Here is a 14,825-nt window from a genome sequence, read left to right on the forward strand (position 1 = left end):
TACCGCAATATAAAAAAGAGATTCAGAATGCCGCGGTACGGCAAGATAAAAACCTTCTTTTAGAAGAAATAATTTAGGTAAAGGTAATTATGGGTAAAGCTCTCGTAATAGTTGAGTCCCCGGCAAAAGCCAAAACTATTAATAAATACTTAGGGAATAACTACGTGGTTAAGTCCAGTGTCGGTCACATTCGTGATTTGCCGACCAGTGGCTCAGCCAGTAAAAAGAGCGCTAACTCAACTGAAGATAAAGCCAAGAAAGCCGACAAGCCCAAAACTAAAGTAAAGAAAGACGAAAAGGTTGCATTAGTTAACCGCATGGGCGTCGATCCTTATCATGGCTGGAAAGCGCAGTATGAAATTTTGCCCGGCAAAGAAAAAGTGGTTGCCGAGCTTAAAGCATTAGCTGAAAACGCCGACCACATCTATCTCGCAACCGACCTTGACCGCGAAGGAGAGGCCATTGCCTGGCATTTGCGGGAAGTGATTGGGGGTGATGATGCGCGCTTCAGCCGTGTGGTGTTTAACGAAATCACAAAAAATGCTATCCAACAGGCGTTTAATCAACCGGGTGAATTGAATATCAACCGGGTGAATGCCCAGCAAGCCCGTCGCTTTATGGACCGGGTTGTGGGTTATATGGTTTCTCCACTGTTGTGGAAAAAGATTGCCCGTGGTCTGTCAGCCGGGCGAGTGCAGTCGGTCGCAGTGCGTTTGGTGGTTGAACGCGAGCGGGATATTAAAGCATTCGTCCCTGAAGAATACTGGGAGTTGCATGCCGATTTGCTGGCGAAAGGTGAAGTTCCTATTCAAATGGAAGTCACCCATGCTCACAATAAACCCTTTAAACCGGTAAACCGTGAGCAGACCCACGCTGCGCTTAAATTGCTGGAAAACGCGCGCTATAAGGTGTTGGATCGTGAAGATAAACCGACCAGCAGCAAGCCGGGTGCGCCGTTCATTACTTCTACCTTGCAGCAGGCCGCCAGTACCCGCCTGAGCTTTGGTGTGAAGAAAACCATGATGATGGCGCAGCGCTTGTATGAAGCGGGCCACATTACCTATATGCGTACTGACTCCACCAACTTAAGTCAGGATGCTCTGACCATGGTGCGCGGTTATATCGGTGATAACTTTGGCGATAAATATTTGCCATCTGCACCGAATCAATACAGCAGCAAAGAGAATTCACAAGAAGCGCATGAAGCTATTCGTCCTTCTGATGTGAATGTGCTGGCTGAGCAGTTAAAAGATATGGAAGCCGACGCCCAGAAGCTGTATCAGCTGATTTGGCGTCAGTTTGTGGCCTGCCAGATGACACCGGCCAAGTATGACTCGACTACCTTGACGGTACAGGCGGGTGATTTCCAACTGCGCGCCAAAGGCCGAACTTTACGCTTTGATGGTTGGACTAAGGTGATGCCAGCCTTGCGCAAAGGTGATGAAGACAGAACTTTGCCCGTCATTGAAGTAGGTAGTGAACTGGATTTACAAAAACTGATCCCAAGCCAACACTTCACCAAACCACCGGCGCGTTACAGCGAAGCATCATTGGTAAAAGAGCTGGAAAAACGGGGTATTGGCCGCCCATCTACTTATGCGTCGATTATTTCGACCATTCAGGACCGTGGTTATGTCCGGGTAGAAAACCGCCGTTTCTATGCCGAGAAAATGGGCGAAATCGTGACTGATCGTCTGGAAGAAAACTTCCGCGAGTTGATGAATTACGATTTTACCGCGCGTATGGAAAGTGGCCTGGATCAGGTTGCCAATAATCAGGCTGAGTGGAAAGCGGTATTGGATGGCTTCTTTGCCGAATTCAGTGAGCAACTTGAAAAGGCTGAAAAAGATCCTGAAGAGGGCGGTATGCGCCCGAATCAAATGGTGATGACCAGCATTGATTGCCCAACTTGTGGCCGTCAGATGGGGATTCGCACTGCCAGCACGGGGGTGTTCCTCGGGTGCTCTGGTTATGCATTACCGCCGAAAGAGCGCTGCAAAACCACCATCAATCTGGTGCCGGAAGCTGAAGTTCTTAATATTCTGGAAGGTGATGATGCGGAAACCAACGCATTACGCGCCAAACGTCGTTGTCAGAAATGTGGCACCGCCATGGATAGCTATCTGATTGATAACCAGCGTAAATTGCATGTTTGTGGTAATAACCCAGCATGTGATGGTTATGAGATAGAAGAAGGTGAGTTCCGCATTAAAGGCTATGAAGGCCCGATTGTTGAGTGCGAAAAATGTGGTTCTGAAATGCATCTGAAAATGGGGCGTTTTGGTAAGTACATGGGCTGCACCAATGATGAGTGTAAAAATACGCGCAAAATCTTGCGCAGTGGTGAAGTCGCGCCGCCGAAAGAAGATCCGGTACCTTTGCCTGAACTGCCATGCGAAAAGTCAGATGCTTATTTCGTGTTACGTGATGGCGCGGCAGGTGTCTTCCTGGCTGCCAATACTTTCCCTAAATCGCGCGAAACCCGTGCGCCGTTGGTAGAAGAATTGGTTCGCTTTAAAGATCGTTTACCGGAAAAATTGCGTTATCTGGCTGACGCGCCAGTGGCGGATAACGAAGGTAATAAGACCCTGGTTCGCTTTAGCCGCAAGACTAAGCAACAATATGTTTCCTCTGAGAAAGAGGGGAAAGCGACCGGTTGGTCGGCTTTCTATATTGATGGTAAATGGGTTGAAACTAAGAAATAGGTGTTTTGACATCCATCTGAATGCGGCTTAGTGGATACTTTTTTACTGAAAAGCCAAAACTTCTGTGATGTGAAATACTGAGTCGTATATGTAAAAACCAGCCTAAATGGCTGGTTTTTTTATTGGGCTAATCTATTCAAGTGTTTTATAGTCTTGGTTAAACCGTTGAAGTTATAAATTGTTAACGGCTGTCTGTGTTGGGCAAAACGCCGATTATTTTGAGCTAATATTTATCACTAAATCATTAATAGCATGGGTATGCGCGCGAGTTAAAACCGCGGGTTAAGTCGGGAGACAGACGACATAACAAGGGTGTATACAGGGGCTGATGAAATGATATAGTAGTTATATAAAATAGTTTTTTATCACCTAATGTTATTATAAGGTCAATACTGACCACTTTGGCATCATGCAGTTATGGGTTTCAGTTGATAACTTCTCGGCATACCGGGTGATACCGATATACCAAACTGTGGGCCTCCCGCAGTGTTTAACCTAGGATGGTATAGATATGAAATTGCAGCAGCTCCGTTATATTGTTGAGGTGGTAAATCATAACCTTAACGTATCATCCACCGCAGAAGGCCTGTACACCTCGCAACCTGGGATCAGTAAGCAGGTTAGAATGTTGGAAGATGAGCTGGGTATCCAGATTTTTGCCCGCAGCGGTAAACATCTCACACAGGTAACCCCCGCAGGGCTGGAAATTATCCGTATTGCCCGTGAAGTCCTTTCAAAAGTTGATGCTATTAAAGCTGTTGCCGGCGAACATACCTATCCTGATAAAGGGTCTTTGTATGTCGCGACCACTCATACTCAAGCGCGCTACGCATTGCCTAATGTCATCAAAGGTTTTATTGAGCGCTATCCGCGCGTATCGTTGCATATGCATCAAGGGTCACCGACGCAAATAGCAGAAGCGGTTTCGAAAGGCAGTGCCGACTTTGCTATCGCGACGGAAGCGTTGCATTTATATGACGACCTGATTATGTTGCCGTGTTATCACTGGAACCGTGCGGTGGTAGTTAAGCCCGATCATCCATTAGCCGGTAAAACCCATGTTAGCATTGAAGAGCTGGCCGCCTATCCGATTGTGACCTATACCTTTGGTTTCACTGGGCGCTCTGAACTGGATACTGCATTTAATCGCGCTGGTCTGACACCGCGTATTGTCTTTACTGCGACAGATGCGGATGTGATTAAAACTTACGTGAGATTAGGGCTGGGGGTGGGTGTTATTGCCAGCATGGCCGTTGACCCGATCCAAGACCCTGATCTGGTTACTGTAGATGCGCGAGATATCTTTACCTACAGCACCACCAAGATTGGTTTCCGTCGCAGTACCTTCTTGCGCAGCTATATGTATGATTTTATTCTACGTTTTGCGCCTCATTTAACGCGAGATGTGGTGGATAAAGCCGTTGCGTTGCGCTCGAATGAGGATATTGAGGCGATGTTTAAAGATATTAAACTGCCGACGAAGTAATGCTAGCATCGATTAAAAAAGCCCCTGCAAAGGGGCTTTTTGCATGATTAGCGTTTCTTATTGGCTTGTGCGAGTACAGAGCCCGCGAGTGTCTTGGCTTTTTCAGTGGACTCGGGGTTTGCCAGCACTTGTGCCGCAACATCTTCCATATAAACACCTGTCTGATTATCAGTATTGGTCTGAGAGAGAGCTGAACCCGCCAAACTTTTTTCAAGGGCGGAGGCATTAGGGTCTTTTAGTATTATTGCCGCCTGTGCTGCTACCGACGCTGATGTTTTCTTTTTATTTTTCGACATTAATTGATCTCATTTTGTTTGTAGGGTGTACCTCATGCCGTGTCTTAACAACACAACATATTATTCAAACTGTATAAACAAACAGTATGATGTTCAAATTACACTGCCTTAAAGTTATTTAATAATCTTACTTGAAAGGATAATGCGTTATTTCAATAACGGAAGTATTAAGTATAAATTCAAAAGATACTTTAAAAGTAGTTTGATATTTTATTGATATGGAATCTTGGTTTTTATATAAACATAGTCAAGAGGAATAAATGAATAAAATATCTTACCCAATAGAGTGTCTGGGGCTGACTAACACAGTCAGCGCATTAAAGGCTCAAAACTCCCCATGTGAAAAAACTCAATTTCATATTGAAGGGCGTTTGACGGGCTATAGAAATATTAGTGAAGTGTTAGAAAAATTAGTCGATATCGGTTGGTTAGAGGCTGGGAATAAAGAGGAAGATAACCGAAGAGCTACTGTACTGAATTTATTGAGTAAATATTCAATGGCGACAGTTGCTCTTGAACACGCCAAGAGAGGGCATCCTTATTTACATCATGATGATATTTCAATGGAATTTAAGTCAGATAATCATTCTGGGCTTGAAATGAATTATTCAGTATCTTATACCGATGGATTCCAACCTTTATTCACCTTGGGTTGCCAGCTATTTTTAGGTAAAGACTTTGAGCTCGATGAAGAGAAATCGCGCATTTTTTTTAAGTTTGAAAAGGAATGTTCAGGTGAATTAAGGAGTGATGTGAATCGCAATAGTATCATAAAAATGATTTTAGATTGGTTTAAAGAGTTATTCACTCCCAATTCTTATGCTGCTGCGAATACTATGTCACCGCCAGGAAATGAATTTGAAGTATGGGTTCCACCATTTGAAAATTTAACAGATTGCCAGCTTAAAGATGTTATGCTGGAAATAAATTCTGAAACTGAAGATATTTATATTGATGACGAGATGTCTGAAATTGAATATAAATATACTAGTCCAGAAGAAATCTACAAATCAGGAGAAAACGTGGGATATATTAATGGTTTTATTGACGGAGTAAAAACCTCGCGTAAAGCTGATATTTAGACCACCAATCATACTAATCGCCATTGTTGCCAAAATGTTAATGTTTCTTTGTGTTATATTGATTCTAGACCTCATGATTTCAAGGGAATTACCTTGTTGAGATGAATGTTGTTTAGAACACGATAAGAAACAATGGAGGCGCTATGTCGTTAGATCTGCGAAAAACGAGTATGGCCAAGTTGGTCGCCCTCAATCATGAATATCACTATTACAGCCTGCCGCAATTGGCGGCAGTGCTGGGGGATATCGACCGATTACCTAAATCACTGAAAGTGTTACTAGAAAACTTACTCCGCCATCTGGATGGTGAGCAGGTTCAGGAGGATGATCTCAAAGCCATCGTGGCCTGGCAACAAACTGGGCATGCCGAGAAAGAAATCGCTTACCGGCCTGCTCGAGTATTAATGCAAGACTTTACCGGTGTGCCGGCTGTGGTGGATTTAGCCGCGATGCGAGAGGCGGTGAAACGCCTCGGCGGTAATGTCGCGCAGGTTAACCCATTGTCGCCGGTTGATCTGGTTATCGACCACTCAGTGACCGTCGATGAATTTGGTGATAAAGCCGCGTTTGGTGAAAACGTCCGGTTAGAAATGGAACGTAACCACGAACGCTATACTTTCCTGCGTTGGGGGCAAAAAGCTTTTAGCCGCTTCCGCGTGGTACCGCCGGGCACCGGGATTTGTCATCAGGTGAATCTGGAGTATCTGGGGCAAACTGTCTGGCATGAAGAGCAGGGCGGCAAGCAGATTGCTTATCCAGATACCTTAGTCGGAACCGACTCCCACACCACCATGATTAACGGCTTGGGGATTCTGGGTTGGGGGGTTGGCGGCATTGAAGCCGAAGCGGCAATGTTAGGGCAGCCGGTATCCATGCTTATTCCCGATGTGGTCGGTTTCAAAATGACTGGCAAAATGCGCGAAGGAATTACCGCCACTGACTTGGTATTGACCGTGACTCAAATGCTGAGAAAACACGGTGTGGTCGGTAAATTTGTTGAGTTTTACGGTGATGGTTTGGCGGATTTGCCGTTAGCGGATCGCGCGACCATTGCTAATATGGCTCCGGAATATGGCGCGACTTGCGGTTTCTTCCCGGTCGATGAAGTCACTCTGGGCTATATGCGCTTAAGTGGCCGTAGCGACGAGCAAATCGCGCTGGTGGAAACCTACAGCAAAGCGCAAGGATTATGGCGTCACCCGGGGGATGCCCCAATATTTACCAGCCAATTATCATTGGATTTGAGCACGGTGGAATCCAGTCTGGCTGGGCCGAAACGCCCGCAAGACCGAGTCGCATTAGCGAAAGTGCCATTGGCGTTTAACGCGTTTGAAGAGTTGGAAGTTAACAGTAAAAAAGACAAAGTCAGCGGCGTTTCCTTCACTCTGGAGGGCAAAACCCACGAGCTGCAACAGGGCGCGGTGGTCATCGCGGCCATTACTTCATGCACCAATACCTCGAACCCCAGTGTACTGATGGCGGCGGGATTACTCGCCAAGAAAGCGGCAGAAAAGGGGCTTAAAACTCAGCCATGGGTGAAGACCTCCCTGGCTCCTGGCTCCAAAGTGGTGACCGAATACCTGAAAGCGGCGGGTTTAACCTCTTATCTGGATCATTTGGGTTTCAACCTGGTGGGTTACGGCTGCACCACATGTATAGGTAACTCCGGCCCATTGCCAGAACCAATAGAAAATGCCATCAAAGAAGGGGATTTAACCGTCGGGGCGGTGCTTTCTGGCAACCGCAATTTTGAGGGACGCATTCATCCTTTGGTAAAAACCAACTGGTTGGCCTCGCCGCCGCTGGTGGTCGCCTATGCTCTGGCGGGGAATATGAATGTCAATTTGACGCAAGATGCGTTGGGCCACGATCCCGAGGGTCATCCGGTCTACTTAAAAGATATTTGGCCGACCGGCCTTGAAATCGCCAAAGCGGTTGAAGAGGTTAAAACCGATATGTTCCGCAAGGAGTATTCTGCGGTGTTTGATGGCGATGAAGAGTGGCAGGCGATTCAAGTTGATAGTACGCCCACCTATGATTGGCAGAGTGATTCTACCTATATTCGTTTGCCGCCTTTCTTCAGTGATATGAAAGCATTACCAGAACCCGTTCAGGATATCCATAACGCCCGTATTTTGGCAATTTTGGCCGATTCAGTCACTACCGACCACATTTCACCCGCCGGAAATATCAAGCTGGACAGCCCAGCAGGACGTTATTTGCGTGATCGCGGGGTTGAAATTAAAGAATTCAACTCCTACGGCTCGCGCCGGGGTAACCATGAAGTGATGATGCGCGGAACCTTTGCCAATATCCGTATCCGTAATGAAATGGTGCCCGGTGTTGAGGGGGGAATTACTCGCCATATTCCATCGCAAAATCAAATGGCTATCTATGATGCGGCTATGCGTTACCAGCAGGAAAATGTGCCATTAGCGGTGATTGCCGGTAAGGAATATGGCTCAGGTTCAAGCCGCGACTGGGCTGCTAAAGGGCCGCGTTTGCTGGGGATTCGGGTGGTGATTGCGGAGTCTTTCGAACGTATTCACCGCTCTAATTTAATCGGGATGGGCATTCTGCCGCTGGAGTTCCCTGCTGGTGTAGACCGCAAAACATTGGGCCTGACGGGCGATGAATCTATTAGTGTCAGTGGGTTACAAGGCTTAGCTCCGGGGCAAATTGTTCCTGTAACACTCACCTATGCTGACGGGCGGCAACAAAAGATTGATACTCGCTGCCGCATAGATACTGGCAATGAATTGGTTTATTTCGAAAATGGCGGCATTTTGCATTATGTGATCCGCAAAATGCTGTAATAGATTGATGTTTATGTGACGGTGTCACTATTAAATTAAATCATTAAAAAGGGTGGTTGCGAGACCACCCTTATAGCTTGTGTTAGCCAAAAACGTATATAAGCAGTGAGAATCCAAGGTGATTACTTGGTCAACAAATGGCCCATTTTAGCCGCTTTTGTTGCCATATAGTGTTCATTCTTAGGATTTTGCCCGACAATCAGAGGGACGCGCTCGACGATATTGATCCCCGCTTCGGAGAGAATTTCAACTTTCTTCGGGTTATTGGTCAGCAAGCGCACCGCTTTTATGTCCAATAACTTGTACATATCAGAACACAGTGTGAAATCGCGTTCATCGGCAGCAAAACCCAGTTGATGATTGGCTTCAACAGTGTCGGCCCCCAAATCCTGCAAGGCATAAGCTCGAATCTTATTTAGCAAACCAATATTACGGCCTTCCTGACGATGATAAATCAGCACACCACGGCCTTCTTCGGCAATATGCGCCAGTGCAGCTTCTAACTGGAAACCACAATCACAACGCAGGCTAAACAGGGCATCACCTGTCAGACATTCAGAATGAACACGCGAGAGCACCGGCTCATCACCGCTGATATCGCCAAAGATTAATGCCAGATGGTCATGGCCAGTGGCTAATTCTTCAAAACCGACCATCAGAAAATCACCCCAAGGAGTCGGTAATTTAGCTTCTGCTACACGTTTTAGCTGCATCTTATTGTTCATATTATAACTTCATACCCTTAGAAAGGTTGTCGCACACCCTACCGTGAATGCCTGTTTTAACCTTATACCTCGGTATGTTGCGATATAAAGGTTAAATAAAAAATTTTCTGCGATCATTATTAGCTATATTGCCATAACTTTTGATGACCTGCTGTTCAACAAAGCAGCAATAAGGCCAGCATGAATGGCTGTTTGAGATTTATTTCGCAAGTGACAAAAAAATTTTGTATGTTATCAATGGTTAGAGAGACTTATATTATATAGATATATACCCGTCACCTTTCAAAATGCAGGGGTGTTGGCTGTCATCACTCACCCAAGTCATTGAGTTATCTCAACTCCTTGGGTTCATTTTGTTGCCGCCTACCTGCAACTCGAAATCTATTGGGTATAGCATTTATATAAAACGTGCCATCACCACGGGTAATGTGTTGTGGGTTTTGCCAGAAAGAAGGGCAACAGATGTGGAATATAACAAAACGAATTACCGTGGGAGCAGTTATTTTACTGTTGCCAACTTTTGTCATTTGGCTTTCTGGTTGGCAGTGGCAGCCAGGTGGCAGTGAAAGTGCGTTAAAAGCGCTTTTTTGGGTGACAGAGACAGTGACCGCGCCGTGGGGCATCATCACCAGTATTATCCTTAGTGGTTGGTTTTTGTGGTGCCTGCGTTTTCGGCTCAAACCGGCTATCGGGCTATTAGCGCTACTGGGCGTGGTCATTGTGTTGGGGCAGGGTTTGAAATCGCTGATTAAAGAAAATGTGCAGGAGCCGCGGCCCTTTGTGGTGTGGCTTGAAGCTGAATATCATATTGATAACCGCTTTTTCTATTCTTTACCCCGTACCGAGCGCAGCGAGTTGGTTAAGCAGCAATTGCAGGACCAATCCATCATTCCAGCGTGGTTAAGCAGCCACTGGCAATTTGAAACCGGTTTTGCTTTTCCTTCCGGACATACTGTTTTTGCTGCCAGTTGGGCATTATTGGCGGTTGGGCTGTTATGGCCACGTCGACATTACAAAACGGTTATTTTACTGATGCTTTGGGCGCAGGGTGTGATGATGAGCCGCTTGGCCTTAGGGATGCATTGGCCCGGCGATTTGATGGCGGCCACCCTTATCAGCGGTCTATTGGTTGCTATTGTTTGTAGTCTGGTGCAGCGGTGGTTCGGGCCACTTAATATTCCACCGCAAGAACAACAGGAAATAGAAAAGCGCGAGCACGGGGAAAATTAAGCGATTAATGATTTTTCACCGTTCAGGATTCTCAACTAAATTGCTTAAAATAATCTCTATTAAGCATAGGTTCAGCGCTTTATCTTGGTGCAGGGTTTCTTTGCTGGGTATGGAAGTGCTAATTTATTGAGTAAGGACGCCACATTTTTGGCATAATTCATCAGGTTGATTCGGCCTTTAGGAAAAAACGTGAAATATTTGCTGATTTTTTTATTAGTACTCGTGGTTTTTGTGATATCGATCACGTTAGGGGCAAATAACGATCAGGTCGTTACCTTCAATTATTTATTGGCTCAGGGCGAATATCGTGTATCGACCTTATTAGCGGCGCTTTTTGCTGCGGGTCTGGTGTTGGGATGGATTATTTGCGGGCTTTTTTATCTGCGAGTTCGGATTTTACTGGGCCGCGCCGAGCGGAAAATCAAACGTCTTGAATCGCAGCAAGAGCTACCGATTGAACCCAGCGCGACGGCATCTATACCTGCTGTCAGCAAGGAATAATTTTCTATGTTAGAAATGCTGTTTCTGCTGTTACCGGTCGCTGCCGCCTATGGTTGGTATATGGGGCGAAGAAGTGCTCAGCAGGATAGGCAGCAGGATGCTAACCGCCTGTCTCGTGAATATGTGGCCGGGGTTAACTTCCTTCTCTCAAACCAGCAAGACAAAGCGGTTGATCTGTTTCTTGAAATGCTGAAAGAAGACAGTTCAACAGTTGAAGCGCATCTGACGTTAGGCAATCTGTTCCGTTCTCGTGGTGAAGTTGACCGCGCTATCCGCATCCATCAGGCCTTGATGGAGAGCGCTTCCTTGACATTTGAACAGCGCTTGTTGGCGGTCCAGCAGTTGGGGCGCGATTACATGGCGGCGGGGCTATATGACAGAGCGGAAGATATGTTCAACCAATTGGTTGAAGAGAAAGATTTTCGCCTGGGTGCATTACAGCAGTTATTAGTTATCTATCAGGCCACCAGTGATTGGAACAATGCCATTGAAGTGGCAGAAAAGCTGGTCAAGATGGGCAAAGATAATCAGCGGTTGGAAATTGCGCATTTTTATTGTGAGTTAGCGCTGCAAGCCATGGGCAGTGATGACCTTGATAAGGCGATGAGCCTGTTGAAAAAAGCGGCTTCAGCCGATAAACAGTGCGCCAGAGTGTCCATCATGCAAGGCCGGGTCTATTTGGCCAAAGGTGAATACGCAAAAGCCGTCGAGGCGCTGGAGCGCGTGTTAGATCAAGACAAAGAAGTGGTCAGCGAAGCATTGCAGATGCTGAGTGAATGTTATCAGCACTTACAGCAACCCGAAGCATGGGCTAATTTTCTTAAACGCTGTGTTGAAGATAATACCGGCGCGATGGCTGAGTTAATGTTGGCCGAAATTCTTGAGCAGAATGAAGGCCGGGATGTAGCGCAAACCTATATTAATCGCCAGTTACAGCGCCATCCAACCATGCGAGTTTTCTATCGTTTAATGGATTATCACTTGGCCGATGCTGAAGACGGGCGAGCAAAAGAGAGTTTGCTGTTGTTGCGTGATATGGTCGGTGAGCAAATCCGCACCAAACCGCGTTATCGCTGCCACAAATGTGGTTTTACCGCACATTCGCTCTACTGGCATTGTCCATCTTGCCGTGCCTGGGCATCGATTAAGCCCATCAGAGGGCTAGATGGGCAATAAGTGAGATGGCTATAATTTGGATTAGCTATAAGTATCGGGTGAATTGAATCACCCGATGAATAGGTCGTGTATGACAATAAAATGGCTTACTTTTTCTTCTGCGGCGCTTTAACGCCATCTTTCAGCAATTGGCGCAATTTCTTCAATTCTTTCTGACTCAATGGCTGTTCTGACATTTCTTCCACACCTTGATTATCAATCTCGCTGTGATGCAACTTGGCTTCTTTACGGCTGCTTTTGCTACTTTTAACCTCAAGCTCAAAACTTTGTTCTAATCTTTCGCAGACTTCAGTACTGAGAGAGAATTGCTTTTCTAAGGCGGCGGCTTTGATTTTTTCTTTTAATTCCAGAGGGATTTTAATGGTTAAGGTAGATATTTCGCTCATCATATAACCTTCAACTTAAGGGAAAATACCAAGCTAAGCGAGGAACGCAGAACTGTCTAGGGGATAACACAATTGTCACAAAAAATTCACATTGGAAAAGCAACCAAAGAGCACTTTAGTGTTCTTTGGTTGCTACGACACAGACTTAACTTGAGGGTCGGGGCAACTTAGCGGTAAATGACCGCGGTGCCGTGCAGTTTGTTATTGCCAGTCGCAGAGGTGATCAAATATGAGGTTGCACCGGCTTCATCTGCTTTTTTCGCCAGTGTATTCTCTAATTCAGTCAAAGTACCGGCATTACTGGCTGAGATGGTGCCAATCTGATTCAATCCAGTTGAGGGAGCATGCTGGACTTGTGTTGCAGCAACACTGGCAAAGGATGCGAAAGAAAGGGCCAATGCAGGGATGATATATTTAATATTTTTCATGTAATACTCCAGTTACTTATTTACCATTTAAATAATAAATTATTATTTAAATCATTGGTTAGACAATCATTGTCTGGCGATGGAGTGCATGATACCGCATGGTCGTTTAAATGAAATGCCAAAATACTGAGCTGAATAATCAAATATATTGATTAAGAATTTACGATTCTTGAAACTAATTTACTCAACTGCGGGTATGGGGCATCTGTCTGTTTTACCTAAATTGACCTACCCAATCAAAGTCTGACAAACAGACGGTAAACCTCGAACGTCCGATTGCTGTAATTTCTGTGATACACCCTGTAGAATATGGGCGTTACCACTATTTATTGACTAATAATGACTGGCTATTGACTGAAAAATAATGACTGGTTATTGACTGAAAAATAATGACTGACTGAAAAAGGCTGGAAAATGACGTCTGCAACTAAAACTAATAACAGTGGCTCAATATCTTCCCCGATTGTTGTCGCACTGGATTATGCCAATAAAGACGCGGCGCTAGCCTTTGCTGATCGTGTTAACCCGCGAGATTGCCGGTTAAAGGTGGGCAAAGAGATGTTTACCTTATATGGCCCGCAATTGGTACGTGATCTGCATCAACGCGGCTTTGAAGTGTTTCTTGATTTGAAATTCCACGATATTCCTAACACCACCGCCCGTGCTGTCGCGGCGGCAGCGGAACTCGGCGTGTGGATGGTGAATGTCCATGCTAGCGGCGGGGCGCGTATGATGAGCGCAGCAAAAGAGGCTTTATTGCCCTACGGGCCGCAAGCGCCGTTACTGATTGCCGTGACCGTGCTCACTAGTATGGATGGTGAAGATTTACGTGATATTGGCATTAACATCACCCCAGCTGAACAGGCTGAGCGGTTGGCGAAATTGACGTGGGATTGCGGTTTAGACGGCGTGGTGTGCTCTGCCCATGAAGCGGTGCGGCTAAAACAAGTGTGCGGTGAGGATTTCAAACTGGTCACTCCGGGGATCCGCCCTGAAGGCAGTGATGCGGGTGATCAGCGCCGCATTATGACACCGCCACAAGCCGTGGTCGCCGGGGTGGATTATATGGTAATAGGGCGTCCGATCACCCAATCTCCTGATCCTGAAAAAGCCCTGACTGATATTTTGGCGTCGCTACCTAAGGGGGCACAATGAGTGATGATAATAGCCGCTTAGTGTATTCAACTGACACTGGCCGTATCACCGAACCCGAGGTAAAACCGCAGCGACCTAAGGGCGATGGTATTGTTCGCATCCAGCGCCAAACCAGTGGCCGCAAAGGAAAGGGCGTGTGTCTGATTACCGGTATTGATGGCAGTGATGAGATGCTTGAGAAATTGGCGGCAGAATTGAAGAAAAAGTGTGGTTGTGGCGGTGCGCTGAAAGATGGCGTGATTGAAATTCAAGGAGATAAGCGCGATCTGCTCAAACAATTGCTCGAAGCCAAAGGGATGAAAGTCAAACTGGCGGGTGGTTGAGTATATATTAAGGCGTTTACCACTAAACGCCTTACAAAACTATCACGTCCATATTATCCAAAGTCATTGGTGTTGCAGGTAGGCAGCAAGCAAACGTATCCCGATGAGCTTACACGGGTAAGTGATTCGGGTAAGTGAGTGTAGCTAACACCCCTGCAACGACAAGTACGAAGGATAAAGGTTATTTACCGACCTGATGACCAATAACCCCACCAATAGCAGCACCACCTAACGTCCCTAGTGTACTGCCCGTCAAGACTGCACCGCCAACGGCACCGGCCCCGGCACCAATCGCGGTATTACGGTCACGTTTGGACATGTTAGAACAGGCGGATAGAGATAAAGCCAGAGTGAGTGCCAGCGCGGCAGTAGCAAATCGTTTATTGATTATCATCATAATAATTCTCCAGACAGTGGCTAAATACGGATCGAGCAGGTTATGACCTTCAACGTAAAGGTCTTCAACTTATATGCCCTGAGCTATCCGTATCAGAATGAACTTGCCTAGACTAAGTA

The 14,825-nt window shown here is 46.1% G+C and carries 14 protein-coding genes; 9 read left to right on the plus strand and 5 right to left on the minus strand.

Annotated features, from left to right (window positions below; genetic code table 11):
- Window positions 1-89: 89 nt before the first annotated feature.
- The gene (topA, locus tag OP863_RS09705) at window positions 90-2,705 is read left to right on the plus strand and encodes a type I DNA topoisomerase (RefSeq protein ID WP_038633076.1); all 2,616 of its coding nucleotides are present in this window, start codon (window positions 90-92) and stop codon (window positions 2,703-2,705) included.
- 511 nt (window positions 2,706-3,216) lie between these two features.
- Window positions 3,217-4,191, plus strand: a complete 975-nt coding sequence (cysB, locus tag OP863_RS09710; RefSeq protein ID WP_005278296.1) for an HTH-type transcriptional regulator CysB — start codon at window positions 3,217-3,219, stop codon at window positions 4,189-4,191.
- 47 nt (window positions 4,192-4,238) lie between these two features.
- Here the strand turns inward: cysB and OP863_RS09715 are convergent, their stop codons facing one another.
- Entirely contained in the window at window positions 4,239-4,487 is a 249-nt protein-coding gene (locus tag OP863_RS09715; protein WP_265526183.1) for a hypothetical protein, read from the minus strand.
- A 260-nt stretch (window positions 4,488-4,747) separates the two neighbouring features.
- Here OP863_RS09715 and OP863_RS09720 point away from each other — a divergent pair, with 260 nt between their 5' ends.
- Both OP863_RS09720 and acnA read left to right on the plus strand, forming a co-directional pair.
- Entirely contained in the window at window positions 4,748-5,569 is an 822-nt protein-coding gene (locus OP863_RS09720; protein ID WP_145591349.1) for a hypothetical protein, read from the plus strand.
- Between the two features lie 143 nt (window positions 5,570-5,712).
- Window positions 5,713-8,385, plus strand: coding sequence for an aconitate hydratase AcnA (gene acnA, locus OP863_RS09725; RefSeq protein WP_145591348.1), 2,673 nt, complete (start codon window positions 5,713-5,715; stop codon window positions 8,383-8,385).
- Window positions 8,386-8,507: 122 nt separating this feature from the next.
- Here the strand turns inward: acnA and ribA are convergent, their stop codons facing one another.
- Window positions 8,508-9,098 carry a GTP cyclohydrolase II gene (ribA, locus tag OP863_RS09730; protein WP_038639534.1) on the minus strand — a complete coding sequence of 197 codons (591 nt, stop codon included), beginning with the start codon at window positions 9,096-9,098 and terminating at the stop codon, window positions 8,508-8,510.
- A gap of 474 nt (window positions 9,099-9,572) precedes the next feature.
- Here ribA and pgpB point away from each other — a divergent pair, with 474 nt between their 5' ends.
- From pgpB to lapB, 3 genes are all read left to right on the plus strand, one after another.
- On the plus strand, window positions 9,573-10,340 hold the full coding sequence (pgpB, locus tag OP863_RS09735; RefSeq protein ID WP_145591347.1) for a phosphatidylglycerophosphatase B: 768 nt from the start codon (window positions 9,573-9,575) through the stop codon (window positions 10,338-10,340).
- A 189-nt stretch (window positions 10,341-10,529) separates the two neighbouring features.
- Window positions 10,530-10,841, plus strand: coding sequence for a LapA family protein (locus OP863_RS09740; RefSeq protein ID WP_038633058.1), 312 nt, complete (start codon window positions 10,530-10,532; stop codon window positions 10,839-10,841).
- 6 nt (window positions 10,842-10,847) lie between these two features.
- Window positions 10,848-12,017: a lipopolysaccharide assembly protein LapB gene (lapB, locus tag OP863_RS09745; protein WP_145591346.1), complete on the plus strand. Its 1,170-nt coding sequence runs from the start codon at window positions 10,848-10,850 to the stop codon at window positions 12,015-12,017.
- An 86-nt stretch (window positions 12,018-12,103) separates the two neighbouring features.
- Here lapB and OP863_RS09750 read toward each other — a convergent pair whose 3' ends face one another.
- Both OP863_RS09750 and bhsA read right to left on the minus strand, forming a co-directional pair.
- Window positions 12,104-12,403, minus strand: coding sequence for a hypothetical protein (locus OP863_RS09750; protein ID WP_038633054.1), 300 nt, complete (start codon window positions 12,401-12,403; stop codon window positions 12,104-12,106).
- A 167-nt stretch (window positions 12,404-12,570) separates the two neighbouring features.
- Window positions 12,571-12,831 carry a multiple stress resistance protein BhsA gene (gene bhsA / locus OP863_RS09755; RefSeq protein ID WP_145589365.1) on the minus strand — a complete coding sequence of 87 codons (261 nt, stop codon included), beginning with the start codon at window positions 12,829-12,831 and terminating at the stop codon, window positions 12,571-12,573.
- 414 nt (window positions 12,832-13,245) lie between these two features.
- Between bhsA and pyrF the strand changes: the two genes are divergently transcribed.
- Window positions 13,246-13,986 carry an orotidine-5'-phosphate decarboxylase gene (gene pyrF / locus OP863_RS09760; protein WP_038633047.1) on the plus strand — a complete coding sequence of 247 codons (741 nt, stop codon included), beginning with the start codon at window positions 13,246-13,248 and terminating at the stop codon, window positions 13,984-13,986.
- On the plus strand, window positions 13,983-14,309 hold the full coding sequence (yciH, locus tag OP863_RS09765) for a stress response translation initiation inhibitor YciH (RefSeq protein WP_145589364.1): 327 nt from the start codon (window positions 13,983-13,985) through the stop codon (window positions 14,307-14,309). The genes pyrF and yciH overlap by 4 nt, the downstream gene beginning before the upstream one ends.
- Before the next feature lie 181 nt (window positions 14,310-14,490).
- On the opposite strand, the gene osmB is transcribed toward yciH, so the two are convergent.
- Window positions 14,491-14,706 (minus strand): osmotically-inducible lipoprotein OsmB, encoded by a 216-nt coding sequence (osmB, locus tag OP863_RS09770; RefSeq protein WP_002210611.1) that lies wholly within the window; start codon window positions 14,704-14,706, stop codon window positions 14,491-14,493.
- Window positions 14,707-14,825: the final 119 nt, after the last annotated feature.

Origin of the sequence: Yersinia sp. SCPM-O-B-9106 (C-191), assembly GCF_026183365.1 — a bacterium.
GTDB classification, from domain to species: Bacteria; Pseudomonadota; Gammaproteobacteria; order Enterobacterales; family Enterobacteriaceae; genus Yersinia; species Yersinia rochesterensis.